This is a genomic window from Bradyrhizobium sp. UFLA05-108 (assembly GCF_059803455.1).
In genome coordinates this window covers 1-14467 of record NZ_JBANAZ010000043.1, presented here as the reverse complement: position 1 = coordinate 14467, position 14467 = coordinate 1, and the positions used below count along the sequence as shown (strand labels likewise).

The window sequence follows — 14467 nt, the reverse complement described above, 5'->3', positions numbered from 1 at the left end:
ACATGCAGACAGCCCTTCTTCTTCCCGAGGCCGAACGTGCCGAGCGCGCCAGCTTCGCCCCGCAGGCACGCGTCGCGCGCCAGGACCAGCCGACACCCGGCCTGTCGCTCACCATCCGCGGCTTGCGCAAATCGTTTGGCGACAACGAGGTGCTGCGCGGCATCGATCTGCACATTCCCGCCGGCCAGTTCGTTGCAATCGTCGGCAAGAGCGGTTGCGGCAAGAGCACGCTGCTGCGGCTGATCGCCGGTCTCGACAAGATCGATGCCGGAGCCATCAGCTTCGGCGAGGCAGCGCGGCCCGAGGATATCAGGGTGATGTTCCAGGAGCCGCGGCTGTTGCCCTGGGCGCGCGTGTTGTCGAATGTCGAGGTTGGCCTCGGGCGCGATCGCGCCTCGTCGGATGCGCATCCGCGCGCCGAGCGCGCGTTGAGCGAGGTTGGGCTCGCCGACAAGCGCGACCAGTGGCCTTCGGTGTTGTCGGGCGGCCAGAAGCAGCGCGTGGCGCTGGCGCGCGCGCTCGTTAGCCAGCCCCGCGTGCTCGCCTTCGACGAGCCGCTCGGCGCGCTGGACGCCCTGACCCGCATCTCGATGCAGCGACTCCTGGAGCGAGTCTGGCGCGACCAGGGTTTTACGGCGATCCTGGTGACGCATGACGTCGCGGAAGCCGTTGCGCTGGCCGATCGCGTGCTCGTGATTGAGGAAGGTCGCATCGCGCATGATGTCACGGTCAATGCGCCGCGGCCGCGCGAGCGCGGCTCGGTGGAGCTCGCGGGCCTCGAAGGCTCGATCCTGCGCCATCTTCTCTCGGCGGACGATCGTACCTAGATAACAGGAGCCCTGATTCAGGGAGCATGCCATGAACGTGATTGCCCGCCATATCATGACCGACACCAATATCTCCTCCGCCGATTTCCGCGGCGCCATGCGTCACCTCACTGGTGGCGTCAGCGTCATCACGGCCGGCCGCGGCAGGGACATCACCGGCATGACGGTGACTTCGGTGACGTCGCTGTCGGTCGATCCGCCGACGCTGCTGGTCAGCATCAACCGCGACGCCTCCTCGTTCCCGCTGATCAGGCGTCACGGCGCTTTCGGCGTGAACATCCTTAACGCCGACCAGCTCGACATTGCCGAGCGCTTTGCCGGCAAGGGCGGGCTGAAGGGCGCCGACCGCTTCGCCGGCAGCGACTGGGTGACGGCCGTCTCCGGCGTCCCGCTGCTCGCCGGCGCGCTGAGCGCCCTTGATTGCGAGGTCGAGGAGATCGTCGAGCGCCACTCGCATGGCATCGTCATCGGCCGCGTGCGCGATATCAGGAGCTCGAGCCGCAGCGCGGCGCTCGCCTATTGGCACGGACAGTACGTCGCGGTCGACCAGGATGAGGACGCGGCGAGGCTCGCCGAGGTCAGTGTTCCCACGCGGGGCCGGGGCGTCATCTGACCGCCCGGCGGCCTTCCGGGCTGGCCTTTTCGTTTCTCTCGATCTAGAAGCCCTGCCAGAGCCTCCCGTAGGAGGCGATGGAGCCGGCATGAAACGCGTTGCGACCTGGGCCTTCTATGCCGTCGGCGCGCTCGCGATCGCGTATCTCGCGCTCTACGCCTATGCGATGTTCACCGGACGGCACATCGTGCCCGGCGACCCCATCCACATCTTCCGCAATCCCGACGCGCCGAGCTATTCGTGAGGAGGATCTCGTGGGCAAAGCCACCGGGTCGCGCGAATGCGCGCCCGATGACAGGCTCCGCGTGCCCACCTCTTCTTTCGCAAATCATGGAGAGATGGTGGGCACGGCGCAAGCGCGCCTTTGCCCACCCTACGAGAGCTAACCCGCCTTACGAACTGCGCAACCATCAACTCCGCAAGATCGCCAGCGCCAGCGCCTGCGCGCGCGGCACGATGCTGTCGAGCTCGAGATATTCCTCCGGCGTGTGCGCAAGTCCGCCGACCGGGCCAAGGCCGCAGATCGTCGGCGTGCCCACGGCGGCGGTGAAGCCTGAATCGGCGCAGCCGCCGGAGAACTCGCCGGTGAGCGTGGTCAGCCCGACGTCACGTGCGGCACCCTGGTAACCGTCGAACAGCGTCTTCGACGCCTCGCTCTGAACCGCCGGCACGAACTCGCCCTTGATCGTCAGGGTGGCGCTCGAGCCAGGCACGTAAGAGGTGGCGACGATCTTCTCGATCGCGGCCATCACCGCGTCGCGATCTCTCGGCTCGACATAGCGCAGATCGATCTGGCCCTCGGCATAAGGCGCCGTCGTATTCACGGACTGTCCGCCAGAGATCAGCCCGACGTTGAGGGTGATTCCCTTGGTCAGATCGGTCAGCGCGTGGATATGAACGATCTTGTGCGCGAGCTCGCCGATCGCGCTGACGCCGGCCGCAAAATTCGCTCCGGAATGCGCGGCCTTGCCGGTGACCGCAAGGTGCATGAAGATGCCGCCCTTGCGGCTGGTCACGATGTTGCCGGTCGGTCGTCCCGGCTCGGAATTGTAGACGGCGCGCGCGGACCGTCCCTCGCGCTCGATCACTGGCCGCGACGAGGGCGATGCGATCTCCTCGTCCGAGGTGATCAGGACCTTGATCGGGTGCGGGCTGCCGCCGAATTTCTGGAAGGCTGCGGCCACGAACACGTTCATGACGAGACCTGCCTTCATGTCGGCGACCCCCGGGCCATAGGCGCGGCCGTCCTTGATGGTGAAGGCGCGTCGTTCGGCTTCGCCCTTGCCGAACACCGTGTCGCGATGCCCCATCAGCAGGATCGGCTTTTCGTTGCTGCCGGGCTTGGCCACGATCGCATGAAGCGCGTCGCCATAGGTGTCGTTCGGCTCGCGCCAGCTCGAAATGCCGTGCTCGGCAAAATGCCGCTCGAAGCGCGCGCCGACCGCGTCCACGCCGGCCTTGTCGTAGGATCCGGAATCGATGTTCACGACCTCGCGCAACAGGTCGATCATCGCCTGCTTCTGCGATGCCAGCCAATCCGTGATTTGACCCTCAGACATTGTCACCTCGCGTGGTTCTCGTGCGCGGTTATAGGGCCTGTCGCACCGATGACCTAGTCGGAGAACGCGGCCCCGCCATGATGGCGGTGATTGAAGCGCGGTCTCCCCCGACGTCGTCCTGGCGAAGGCCAGGACCCATACCGCGGAATCTATCGATTGTGCGGGGTGGGCGTACCGAACGACGAGTCTTCGCCAAACTCCTCCCTGGGATATAATGGGTCCTGGCTTTCGCCAGGACGACACCGTGAGCGTGGCGCGCGGGTTGCCTTACACCCAAGAAGAAATGCCCGGGACTTGGCCCGGGCATCTACGTCGTCAGCAATTGAAAGCTCTCTCACACCCCCATTGCCGGCATCCGTGGGTATTCGCCCGGTGTGCCGGCGGGCGGGATCGGGATGCCGCCGTCGGCATATTCGTTGAGCTTGTTGCGCAGCGTGCGGATCGAGATGCCGAGGATGTTGGCGGCATGGGTCCGGTTGCCCAGGCAATGCTTCAGCGTCTCCAGGATCAAATCGCGCTCGACGTCGGCGACGGTGCGTCCGACCAGCGACCGCGTCACCTGTTCGGCGGCCATCGTGGCGTGTGCCACCGCTGGCGCGGTGCGCGCGACGTCGAGGCGGTCGCCGTCCGGCGTGATGATGGCGTCAGCGCCGATTTCGTCGCCCTGCGCCATCAGCACCGCCCGGTGCATGGTGTTCTCGAGCTCGCGGACGTTGCCCTGCCAGCGGTTGGTCGAGAGCACGCGGCGCGCTTCCGCCGAAATGGGGCGCAGCGGCACGCCGTTGGCCTCGGCATATTTCTTCACGAAGTGCTGGGCGAGCTCCAGGATGTCGGCGGGGCGCTCGCGCAGCGGTGGGATCTTCAGGTTCACGACGTTGAGGCGGAACAGCAGATCCTCACGGAAGGTGCCTTCACGCACCGCTTCCGCAAGGTTGCGGTTCGAGGTCGCGATGATGCGGATGTCGACGGGGACAGGCTTGGTGCCGCCGACGCGGTCGATCACGCGCTCCTGGATCGCGCGGAGTAGTTTTGATTGCAGGCGGACATCCATCTCGGAGATTTCGTCGAGCAGCAGCGTGCCGCCGGTCGCCTCCTCGAACTTGCCGATGCGGCGGGCGACCGCGCCGGTGAAGGCGCCCTTCTCGTGACCGAACAGCTCGGATTCCAGGAGATGCTCGGGAATCGCGGCACAGTTGATGGAGATGAAGGGGCGTTTGGCGCGGGCCGAGCGTGTATGGACGTAGCGCGCCAGCACTTCCTTGCCGGTGCCGGATTCGCCGGTGATCATCACCGAGGCGTCCGAGCCCGCGATCTGCTGGGCGAGCTTGACCACGCGCGCCATGGCGTCGTCGCGATAGATCAGGTCACGGGAATCGTTGGCGACCGCGGCGAGCACGGCGGCGATCAGCTCCGGCTCCGGTGGCAGCGGGATGTATTCCTTGGCGCCGGCGTGGATCGCGGCGACCGCGGCGCGAGCGTCGTTGGTGATGCCACAGGCGACGATGGGAGCGTGGATGTGCTCGGCTTCCAGCCGCATCACGAGATCGCGGATGTCGAGGGCGACGTCGACCAGCAGCAGGTCGGCGCCTTTGCCGCCGCGCAGCACGCGCATCGCCTGCTCGTGGTCCTCGGCGTGGGTCACGGTGGCGCCGTTCTCCATCGCGATCTTGGTGGCGGTGGTGAGCTGGCCCTTCAGTGTGCCAACGATGAGAAGCCGCATGTCAGTCTCCTGTCCGTCTGTTCGCGCTGCCGCGCGTCATTCCCCGATTAGCTGCGTTCGGTCCTGATGATCTCGGTCATGGTCACGCCGAGCTTGTCCTCGACCAGCACCACCTCGCCGCGGGCGACGAGGCGGTTGTTGACGTAGATGTCGATGGCCTCGCCGACGCGCCGGTCGAGCTCGAGCACGGTGCCGGGACCGAGCTTCAACAGCTCGCCGACGTCCATCTTGGAGCGGCCGAGCACGGCGGAGACCTGCACCGGCACGTCGAACACGGCCTCGAGGTCGGCGGCGACGCGGGCTGCGTATTCGTCCTCGTTGTAGCCGACATCGGTGCCGGTCGGCGGCATCGGGCCGTTGAGATCGGGAAGCGGGACCTGCCCGTCGGTGTCACTCATGGCTTAGTTCCCCTTGCGGGACGCGATATAGCGTCCGACGAGTTCGTCGATCTTGCCGAGAATGGCGCCGCGCTCGAGCACGACGCCGCCATCGGCCCATTCGATCCGGCAGTCGCCGGTCGCAATCTCCGGCTCGGCCAGGATCACCAGCCGGCCCTCGAAGCCGCTCTGCTTGGCGAGCCGTTCGATCCGATCGCGTGCACTCTCGTAGAGCGCGTCGTTGATGCGGACGACCAGGTGCGGCGTCGCGACGAGGTGCGAGAAGCAGTCCTTGACCAGCGCGACGATCTCGCCGAGCGGCTCGGCGGCGATCAGGTCAGCGCACAGCTTGCGCGCCACCGCGACCGCGACGTCGACCGCCTCGGTCTCCATCCTGGCCTCGATATTGCCGATGCCCGAGGCGATGCCCCTGACCGAGATGTTGATCTCCTCCATGGCAAGCGCGACGCGGCGGTCGCTCTCGGCCTTGGCCTCGCGCTGTCCGGCGTCGAAGCCGGCCTGGTAGGCGCGCGCCTCGGCGGCCGCGATCTTCTGCGCGACCTCGGCTGCGCTCGCGGCCTTCTCGCGCGTCCGGTCGGGCGCGGAGAAGTCGTTGTCGAACAGGAATTTCGCAGGCGCCGCCATCAGTACACCAATTCGTCGTCAGCGCGGTTCTTGGTCAGCATGATCTCGCCCTTGGCAGCGAGATCCTTGGCGAGATTGACCAGCAGCGCCTGCGCCTCGTCGACGTCGCGCAGGCGGACCGGTCCCATCGCCGCCATGTCGTCCTGGAGCATCTTGGCGGCGCGGGAGGACATGTTGCCGAAGAAGAAGTTGCGGACGTCCTCGTTGGCGCTCTTCAGCGCGACGGCGAGCTTGTCCTTGTCGACGTTACGCATCAATGTCTGGGCGGAGCCGGAGTCCAGCTTGACGAGGTCGTCGAAGGTAAACATCAGGGCCTTGATGCGCTCGGCCGATTCCCGGTTCTCCTCTTCCAGCGAGGTGATGAAGCGGGTTTCGGTCTGGCGGTCGAAATTGTTGAAGATTTCCGCCATCACCTCGTGGGCGTCGCGGCGGCGGGTCTGCGACAGGTTTGACATGAATTCGACGCGAAGCGTCTTCTCCACGCTCTCGATGACCTCCTTCTGTACCGCCTCCATCTTCAGCATGCGGTTGACGACATCGAGCGCCAGCTCCTCGGGCAGGATTCCGAGGACGCGCGCGGCATGCTCGGGCTTGAGCTTGGACAGCACCACCGCGATGGTCTGCGGGTATTCGTTCTTGAGGTAGTTGGCGAGCACCTCTTCCTGCACGTTGGAGAGCTTCTCCCACATGTTGCGCCCGGCAGGGCCGCGGATCTCGTCCATGATGCCGTTGACACGCTCCGGCGCCAGGTATTGCTGCAACAGTCGCTCGGTGGCGTCGAAATTGCCCATCAGCGCGCCGGAAGCCGACATGCGCGAGACGAATTCGAGCAGCATGTCCTCGACCGTGTCGACCTCGACCGTGCCGAGGGTGGACATCTCCAGCGAAAGCTGGCGCACCTCCTCGTCGTCGAGCAGCGACCAGATCTTGCCGCCATATTGCTCGCCGAGCGCCAGCATCAGGATTGCGGCGCGCTTCGGTCCCGCTAGCGGCTCGGACCTGCCGTCCTTGGCTCGGTTGCCGGCGCGCTGTGCGAGCGTCGAGATCACGCTGGTGATGTCGTTCGAGTTGGCGTTTTGCAAGGAGGCGGCCATGTCAGTTCACTTCTCGAATCATTTCGCGGGTTCGCTCAGCCATTGGCGGATGATGGCGACGGTTTCGTTGGGGTTGCGCTCGGCGAGCTCGCCGACGCGATGAACGGACTGGGCGTGGACCTGGCCCTGGATGGTGGCGACGTCGATCGCGCTCGCCGTGGCGTTGCCGCTCGGGACCAGCGCGTGGCCGCCGCCCGAGGCGGAAGCGGATTCGTTGGTCAGCGCAGGGGCGCTCAGCGCGCTGGTCAGGGCTGCGACCTCGTCCGAGGCAAGGATCCGCTTCACCAGCGGCCGGATCACCATGAACATCACGACGAGGCCGAGCAGCATCATCACGCCGAGCTCGACGAAGTACATCACGTCGTCCTTGGTGAACTGGAGCGTGCCAAGGAAGCCCGATGGTTCGGCGATCGGGGCAGTCGAGGGCGCGTCGGCAAAGCGCAGGTTGACGACCTCGACCTGGTCGCCGCGCTTCTGGTCGAAGCCGATCGCCGAGCGCACCAGCGTGGCGATACGGTCGAGCTGCTCCTTGGTGCGGTCGGTGTAGGCGAGCTCGCCCTTGTCGTTCTTGGTGTAGATGCCGTCGACCAGCACCGCGACCGAGATGCGGTTGACCCGGCCGGCCTCGGTCACCTCGGTCTTGGTGGTGCGAGAGATCTCGTAATTGTTGGTCTCTTCGGTCTTCTTGCTCTGGTCCTTCGCCGCGACGCCGCTGTTCTGCTGGTTGCCGGGGAGCTCGTTATTGACAGTGACTTGGCCGTTGTTGTCGGCGGTCATGCTCTGCTCTTCGCGGGTCTGGCTCGAGCGCAGCACGCGGCCTTCAGGATCGAACTTGTCGGAGGTCTGGGTGATCTTGTTGAAGTCGAAATCGGCGGAGAGCTGCACCCGGGCGCGGCCCGAGCCGACCACCGAGGAGACGATGTCCTCGACCTGTTTGCGCATCCGCTTCTCGAACGCGGTGCGGCGCTCGTCGCCGAGCGCCTGGTCGGGATCGGTCGCCGCGCCATCGGCGAGCAACTGACCGGACTCGTCGACGATCGAGACGCGCTGCGGCTTCAATCCGTTGACGGCGGAGGCGACGAGATGGCGGATGGCTCGGATCTGCTGCGCTTCCAGCGAGCCGCGGACCCGCACCACGATCGAGGCCGACGGCTCCGGCGCCTCGCGCGAGAACAACGGACGCTCCGGCAGGACGAGGTGGACGCGGGCGGCCTGGATCCGGTCGATGGCGCGGATGGTGCGGGCGAGTTCACCCTCCAGCGCGCGCAGATGATTGATGTTCTGGACGAAGCTGGTGGTGCCGAGCGCGTCCGACTTGTCGAACACCTCGTAGCCGACGCCGCCGCCCTTGGGCAGGCCGCCCTCGGCGAGCTTCATGCGCAGCCGCGTGACCTTGTCCTTGGGCACCATGATGATGGTGCCTTCATTGCGCAGCTCGAACTGGATGCCCTGGCGTTCCAGATCCTTGATAATGCTTGAGGAATCTTCAACGCTGAGGTCGGTGAACAGCGTCGTCATCTGCGGCGTGGTCACGCGCATGATGACGAAGGCAAAGAAGCCGATGAGCGCGGCGGTGACCGCGATCATGGCCCCGAACCGGGCGGCGCCGATACCTTTCAGGAAGTCCAACAGACCTTGCAAGCAATCGCCCCGCCAGATTCGGCCTGCAACCGGCAAGCCGACTGGGCAATTATTGCCTAGGTGATGGTTTCGATATGGTTAACGAAGATTAAGAGGTGGGACAAAAGTGGCGACATGAAAAAAATCGGCCTCGCAGAGCGAGGCCGATTTGCGTCAAACTTGGCGAATTTCCAGATCGCCTACTGGCGATACTGCTGGATGCGCGTGGTGCGCAGTCCGGCAAGACCATGCTGGTCAATGGAAAACTGCCAGGAGAGGAATTCGTCGACTGTCAGGGTGTAACGGCTGCAGGCTTCCTCGAGGGAAAGGAGGCCTCCGCGGACCGCGGCAACAACTTCGGCCTTGCGTCGGATGACCCAGCGTTTGGTCCCCGGTGCAGGCAGGTCCGCGATCGTCAAAGGGCTGCCGTCCGGCCCGATGACGTATTTCACCCTCGGGCGATGGGGTTCTGTCATGGCGTACTCACAAACTCTCAACCACTGAACTCACGCCGAAACCCTACGCCGGTCGGCTTAAAAATTGGCTAAGCCTAAGGCTTCAATACAATTCTCGTTGAAAATGGCTGGAACACGATCGGCCCGGCGGGCTGAAAACACGTTTTCAGACGGCCGGGCGGGGGTCTTCGTAAATACTTTACTAACGAACGAGGCGCGCAACCACGACGCGTCAGGCGAAGCGCGCCGCCTTAGTTGCTCGTGCTGCTGGTCGCGACGATGCTCTTCACCTGGCTCAGCGTGTAGCTGTTGCCGTCGATCGAGAGCAGCGGCGGCGACTGGGTCAGGTCGACGGAATTCACCGTGCCCTGCACCTGCGCGGCGACGCCGACATTGTTGCCCGAAGCGTCCTGGCCGGTCGCCGAGATCGTGTACTTGCCGTCCGGCCACTGCGTGCCGTCATTGCCTTGACCGTTCCAGGTAAAGGGAATGTCGGCGCCGGCGCCGGCCGTATATTTGCCGGTGAACACGGTTTGGCCGCTGGAGTTGGCGATCGAAATATCGACCGTGGCGCTGGAGGGCACGTTGAGGTGCCAGGTCGCCGACGAGTTCGTCATGGTCGCGGTGGTGCCATCGACCACGGCGGTCTTGCCGACGAAGCCCAGCGCCTGCGTTGCCTGCGTGGTCTGTTGCAGGGTGACGAGCTGGGACAGCGAATCGTTGGTCTTGAGCTGCTGTTCGACGCCGGCGAACTGCACCAGCTGCTGGGTGAACTGGTTGGTGTCGAGCGGATCAAGCGGATTCTGGTTCTGAAGCTGCGTGGTGAGCAGCGTCAGGAAGGTCTGGAAATTGCCCGCCAGCGTCGATCCCGTGGTCGAGCTCAGGCTGGAGCTCGACGAGGATGACGAGGATGACGTCTGGGTCGTGCCTGAAACCACTGACGGGGCGGTGGCGGCATTCGTTGTGGTCATGTCGAATACTCCTCACACTCTGATATCGACGCCGCTGCTCGATCCGTGCATGCGGCCGTAGCCGCGTCCCACGGGTGCGGCCTGCACTGCGTCCTCGTCGCTGATGATCAGCCGGCGGGCATTACTGCCATTGTCGTTGTTGTTGCTCGAGTTCTGCCCGGACGAGTTCTGGTCGCGCAGGCTGAATGACAGGCCGTTGCTGCCGGTCTTCAGGCCGGCATCGTCGAGCGCGCGCTGCAATTGCGGCGCATCCTGCCGCAGCATCGAGAGCGTCTCCGGCTTCTCGACGGTGAGATGCGAGGTAACCTGTCCGTTGCGGTCGACGTTGATGCGCACGTCGATGCGGCCGAGCTCGGCCGGATCGAGACTGATGTCGAACCTGGTCTTGCCGGCGCGCGCGGCCGCGGCGATCTCGACCGGCACCCCGCTGATCGGCACGGCTGTGGAAGTGGCGGCGGTCGCGGTCAGCGTCGCCGTCGATGCGCCTGCGACCGAGGTCGTCGTGGTCTGCGGCGCCTGCACGGCGGCAGCGGCCTGGGCGCCGGTGTCCGTCGTGCTGGTCAGCGCCTGAGTGCTGGCCGCGTGGTCGTGCGTCGGTGCCGTGCCTGGTGCAGCCGAAGCGGTCTTGTCCGATACGTCGGCCTTGGCCTCGGTCGTGTTGCCCTCGACCTGCGGCTTGGCGGCTTGAGGATGCGCGGCCGTGGTTGCAGTTGCCGGCGCCTGGTTGGACGCCGTGCCGGTCGTGCTCGTCTTGCTCGTATCCTGCCCGAGATTGGAAACGTCGGTGTTCTGCTGCGTCGTGGCGGCGGCCTTGAATGACGTCTTGGGCGTCGCCTGTGCGACAGTGGCGGTCAGCGCACCCTGGGTTTGCGGATCGGTCGGCGAAGCACCGGCCGTCTCGCTGGCGGCCGCATCCGTCAGCGCCGCTTTCGCTGCGGTGCCGGCATCGGCGGTCTTGTTGCCGGTTGCGTCGGTCTGGACGGCCGGCGCAGTGATCTGCGCCGCGGTCGAGGCGCTCGCGGCGATCCCAGCGGCGGCGATCGTCAGCGGAGAGTTTGAATTGCTGGCCGCCTGGCTGGCGGCCGCGTTCGGATCGACCGGCACGACCGGGGCCGCGACGATGACGGCGTTCGGATCAGGCGTAGTGGACGCCACGGCTGCCTGCGTGGGATCGGCCTGAATGGCGGCGGCGACACCGTCGGTGTCCTCGGTCTTGTCGCCCTTGCTGTCATTGGATTTTTCGGTCGATTTCGTGCCGGAGGCGTCCGACCTGCCTTTGGTCTTGTCGGGCGCCTTGGCGGGATCGGCGGGCGTGTCGGTGGCGGCAGACGTCGAACTGTCGGTCGCGTCAGTCGATCTGCTCTGCGACGACGGATCGCTCGAGGAAGTGTCGTGCGTGCTCTTGTCGGAGGAGGACGACGAGGAGCTGTCGGTGCGGCGCGGCGCCGGGTCGGAGGTCGTACTCGGCGTGCTGCCGGCAGCCGTCGTGTTACTGTCGACGAGCGCACCGAACTGGTCGTTCGCCGCAGCCCCCTGCGAGCGGGCAGGTTTTGGCGGTGTGGTCTGGACCGACACGCTTGCGGCTACATCTGACGTCACGCTGACCACGGACACGCCCCTTGAAATGAAACTCAGGACAAGGGGTTAGCAAGGAGCGGGCCAGCCAGGCTAAGTATTGCTTTATACAACAAGATCAAATACTTAATACATGGGGCGGGACGCCAGGAAGGCCTCCGAAGCCCAGCCCATTTCTGCCTCCCGGCAAGAATTGCCCTAAGCGCCCGGCGAAAGCCTCCCCTGCGATTGCTTCAGGGGAATACGGCCTATATTAAAGGGTAGCTCTCAGCCGCTTTCGACCGGGCAAGCCGACTCGTGGAACTATTCCCGTTCCCTGAGACCGTCCCTTTCCCGACCGATCAACGCGGGATCAGCGGAACACTTCCGCCGCAAGTCGCCTTCAACAGCCGGAACCATGCGCAACAGTCTGGATCTCAAAGGCCGTCCGCAGGACACCAGGGTCGTCGTCGCCATGTCGGGCGGCGTGGACTCCTCGACGACGGCTGCGCTGCTGAAGGCCGAGGGCTATGACGTTGTCGGCATTACACTCCAGCTCTACGATCATGGCGCGGCGACCCATCGCAAGGGCGCTTGCTGCGCCGGCCAGGACATTCACGACGCGCGCGATGTCGCCGCCAAGCTCGGCATTCCCCATTACGTGCTCGACTATGAGGACCGCTTTCGCGAATCCGTCATCGACAATTTTGCCGACAGCTATGCGCTCGGCGAGACGCCGGTGCCGTGCATCGAGTGCAACCGCTCCGTCAAATTCCGCGATCTCCTGAAGACCGCGCGCGAACTCGGCGCGGTCGCGCTTGCCACCGGTCACTATGTCGCCTCGCGCGGCCTTGCCGACGGCTCCCGCGCGCTGGTGTGCGCTGCAGATAGCGAGCGCGACCAGAGCTATTTCCTGTTCGCGACCACGCGCGAGCAGCTCGATTATCTACGCTTCCCGCTCGGCGACATGACCAAGACCGAGACGCGCGAGCTCGCCCGCCGCTTTGGCCTCAGCGTGGCCGACAAGCATGACAGCCAGGACATCTGCTTCGTGCCGACCGGGCGCTACACCGACATCATCACGCGGCTGCGCCCCAATGCGATGGAGCCCGGCGACATCGTCGATCTCGATGGTCGCGTCATCGGCCAGCATCACGGCATCGCCAATTTCACCGTCGGCCAGCGCCGGGGCTTAGGCATCGCCTCCGGCTCGCCGCTCTACGTGGTGCGGCTCGAGGCCGCGACCCGCCGCGTCGTGGTCGGCCCGCGCGATGCGCTGAAGATGCACCGTATCGTGCTGCGCGACGTCAACTGGATCGGCGACGGCGATATCGATCGGGCCATCGGCGGCGGCCTCGAAATGTTCGTGCGCGTGCGCTCGACCCGCGCGCCGCAGCCAGCGTGGCTGCGCGGCGGCAACGGCCATTACGAGGTCGAGCTGGTTGCGGGCGAAGAGGGCGTCTCGCCGGGACAAGCCTGCGTATTCTACGACGCGCCATCGGGGCAGGCGCGCGTGCTCGGCGGCGGCTTTATCCAGAGCGCGGCCGCGAAGATCGCAAGCGATGCGGCGCGGCCGCTCGCGGAAGCGGTGCGCGGTTAAAATCTTTATAGGGCAGGGGGCATGGCAGCAGATATCTCGCGCGCCGGGGTCGAGAAGGCCTATGGCCGCTGGGCGCCGGTCTACGATCTCGTCTTCGGCAAGGTGTTCGACGCGGGACGCCAGTCGACCATTGCGGAGGCCGACAAGATCGGTGGCCGCATCCTCGACGTCGGCGTTGGTACCGGCCTGTCGCTGTCGGATTATTCGCGCTCGACGAAAATTTGTGGCGTCGACATTTCCGAGCCGATGCTGCGCAAGGCGCAGGCGCGTGTGCGCGCGGAAAAGCTCGGCAATGTCGAGGTGCTCAGCGTGATGGATGCAAAGAACCTCGCATTCCCCAATTCCTTCTTCGACGCGGTGGTTGCGCAATACGTCATCACCGCGGTGCCCGATCCCGAAGGTACGCTCGACGAATTCGTGCGTGTGTTGAAACCCGGCGGCGAATTGATCCTCGTCAATCACATCGGCGCCGAGAGCGGACCGCGAAAAATCTTCGAACTCGCCTTTGCACCGCTCGCGCGCCGGCTCGGCTGGCGCCCCGAGTTTCCCTGGGACCGCCTCGTCGACTGGCAGAAGCGCCACGGCGGCATCACGCTCGCCGAACGGCGCCCAATGCCGCCGATGGGCCACTTTTCGCTGATCCGCTACCGCAAATCGTGAACGTAGCTGGCTGGAACATGCGCATATCCCCGCGCGTTTCCGTCTCATGCGCACGACATCAAAGCTCATCCTTGCAAGCCTCCTGATAGCGGCCTCAGGCACCGCGATGGCTCAGGCTCCGCCCAGCCCGGCGACGCCGCCACAGGCGACCGCGCCGCCGCCCCCGCAACGCGCCAGCGACTGCACGCCGACCCAGAGCGATCAGCCCCGCGGCACGGTGAGGCCCGACGGCCAGACCACCGGCCAGGCTCGGGAACCGCTCGGTGACAAACTGGCCAAATCCGACGGCGTGCTGTGCCCGCCCTCCGGCGTCGATCCCGAAATGCGCGCCCCCGCGCCCGAGGTCGGCAAAACCCCGATCATCCCGCCCCCCGGCAGCCCTGGCGGCGACCCCAATGTGAGGCCGAAGTAGGCCTATTTCTTCACCTCTCCCCACATCCGGGGGGAGAGGCCGAACTCCACGGAGCGCGAATTTCGGGTGAGGGAGCTTCTACGAGTCTGATGCCGAAAAGGGCGCGCTGGGCGGCCACCTTGCTTGACAGCCCGCTGCCCCCTTCCTTATATGCCGCGCGTTCGCGAGATCGGCCGTTTCGGCCCCGCGAGCCCTGTGGCGGGGTAGCTCAGCTGGTTAGAGCACGGGAATCATAATCCTGGGGTCGGGGGTTCGAGTCCCTCCCCCGCTACCAAATCCGGCGTGTCCGGCCCGAAGACATGGGTAACGGACCGTACCTAAGACATGGGTGACAGCCTCGTGCCGAACGGGTTGTCGAGG

At 65.6% G+C, this 14467-nt stretch carries 15 protein-coding genes and 1 tRNA gene; 7 read left to right on the top strand and 9 right to left on the bottom strand.

Features of this window, described 5'->3' with window-relative positions:
* Positions 1–2 precede the first annotated feature (2 nt).
* The 3 genes from SO140_RS27915 to SO140_RS27905 all read left to right on the top strand — a co-directional run bounded on the left by SO140_RS27915 (position 3) and on the right by SO140_RS27905 (position 1684).
* Positions 3–827 carry an ATP-binding cassette domain-containing protein gene (locus SO140_RS27915; RefSeq protein WP_449377941.1) on the top strand — a complete coding sequence of 275 codons (825 nt, stop codon included), beginning with the start codon at positions 3–5 and terminating at the stop codon, positions 825–827.
* A gap of 31 nt (positions 828–858) precedes the next feature.
* Positions 859–1440, top strand: a complete 582-nt coding sequence (locus tag SO140_RS27910; protein ID WP_474798390.1) for a flavin reductase family protein — start codon at positions 859–861, stop codon at positions 1438–1440.
* An 88-nt stretch (positions 1441–1528) separates the two neighbouring features.
* Positions 1529–1684, top strand: coding sequence for a hypothetical protein (locus tag SO140_RS27905; protein ID WP_027523194.1), 156 nt, complete (start codon positions 1529–1531; stop codon positions 1682–1684).
* A gap of 166 nt (positions 1685–1850) precedes the next feature.
* On the opposite strand, the gene SO140_RS27900 is transcribed toward SO140_RS27905, so the two are convergent.
* From SO140_RS27900 to SO140_RS27860, 9 genes are all read right to left on the bottom strand, one after another.
* Positions 1851–2999 (bottom strand): M20 family metallopeptidase, encoded by a 1149-nt coding sequence (locus SO140_RS27900; RefSeq protein ID WP_474798392.1) that lies wholly within the window; start codon positions 2997–2999, stop codon positions 1851–1853.
* Between the two features lie 334 nt (positions 3000–3333).
* A complete protein-coding gene (gene flbD / locus SO140_RS27895; protein WP_449377944.1) occupies positions 3334–4719 on the bottom strand; it encodes a sigma-54-dependent transcriptional regulator FlbD in 1386 nt (461 codons plus the stop codon).
* A gap of 47 nt (positions 4720–4766) precedes the next feature.
* Positions 4767–5117 carry a flagellar motor switch protein FliN gene (fliN, locus tag SO140_RS27890; protein WP_449377945.1) on the bottom strand — a complete coding sequence of 117 codons (351 nt, stop codon included), beginning with the start codon at positions 5115–5117 and terminating at the stop codon, positions 4767–4769.
* Between the two features lie 3 nt (positions 5118–5120).
* Entirely contained in the window at positions 5121–5741 is a 621-nt protein-coding gene (locus SO140_RS27885) for a FliH/SctL family protein (protein ID WP_449377946.1), read from the bottom strand.
* Complete coding sequence (gene fliG, locus SO140_RS27880; protein WP_449377947.1) at positions 5741–6835, bottom strand: flagellar motor switch protein FliG; 1095 nt, start codon at positions 6833–6835, stop codon at positions 5741–5743. The genes SO140_RS27885 and fliG overlap by 1 nt, the downstream gene beginning before the upstream one ends.
* Before the next feature lie 18 nt (positions 6836–6853).
* A complete protein-coding gene (fliF, locus tag SO140_RS27875; RefSeq protein ID WP_449377948.1) occupies positions 6854–8476 on the bottom strand; it encodes a flagellar basal-body MS-ring/collar protein FliF in 1623 nt (540 codons plus the stop codon).
* 179 nt (positions 8477–8655) lie between these two features.
* Entirely contained in the window at positions 8656–8931 is a 276-nt protein-coding gene (gene sciP, locus SO140_RS27870; protein ID WP_002714638.1) for a CtrA inhibitor SciP, read from the bottom strand.
* A 230-nt stretch (positions 8932–9161) separates the two neighbouring features.
* Positions 9162–9881: a flagellar hook assembly protein FlgD gene (locus SO140_RS27865; RefSeq protein WP_449377949.1), complete on the bottom strand. Its 720-nt coding sequence runs from the start codon at positions 9879–9881 to the stop codon at positions 9162–9164.
* A gap of 12 nt (positions 9882–9893) precedes the next feature.
* Positions 9894–11489 (bottom strand): flagellar hook-length control protein FliK, encoded by a 1596-nt coding sequence (locus SO140_RS27860; RefSeq protein ID WP_449377950.1) that lies wholly within the window; start codon positions 11487–11489, stop codon positions 9894–9896.
* A 364-nt stretch (positions 11490–11853) separates the two neighbouring features.
* On the opposite strand from SO140_RS27860, the gene mnmA reads away from it, so the two are divergent.
* The 4 genes from mnmA to SO140_RS27840 all read left to right on the top strand — a co-directional run bounded on the left by mnmA (position 11854) and on the right by SO140_RS27840 (position 14381).
* Complete coding sequence (gene mnmA / locus SO140_RS27855; protein WP_449377951.1) at positions 11854–13035, top strand: tRNA 2-thiouridine(34) synthase MnmA; 1182 nt, start codon at positions 11854–11856, stop codon at positions 13033–13035.
* Between the two features lie 21 nt (positions 13036–13056).
* Positions 13057–13695 (top strand): class I SAM-dependent methyltransferase, encoded by a 639-nt coding sequence (locus tag SO140_RS27850; protein WP_449377952.1) that lies wholly within the window; start codon positions 13057–13059, stop codon positions 13693–13695.
* Between the two features lie 46 nt (positions 13696–13741).
* Positions 13742–14107, top strand: a complete 366-nt coding sequence (locus tag SO140_RS27845; protein ID WP_449377953.1) for a hypothetical protein — start codon at positions 13742–13744, stop codon at positions 14105–14107.
* A gap of 197 nt (positions 14108–14304) precedes the next feature.
* Positions 14305–14381, top strand: a tRNA-Met gene (locus SO140_RS27840).
* Positions 14382–14467 lie beyond the last annotated feature (86 nt).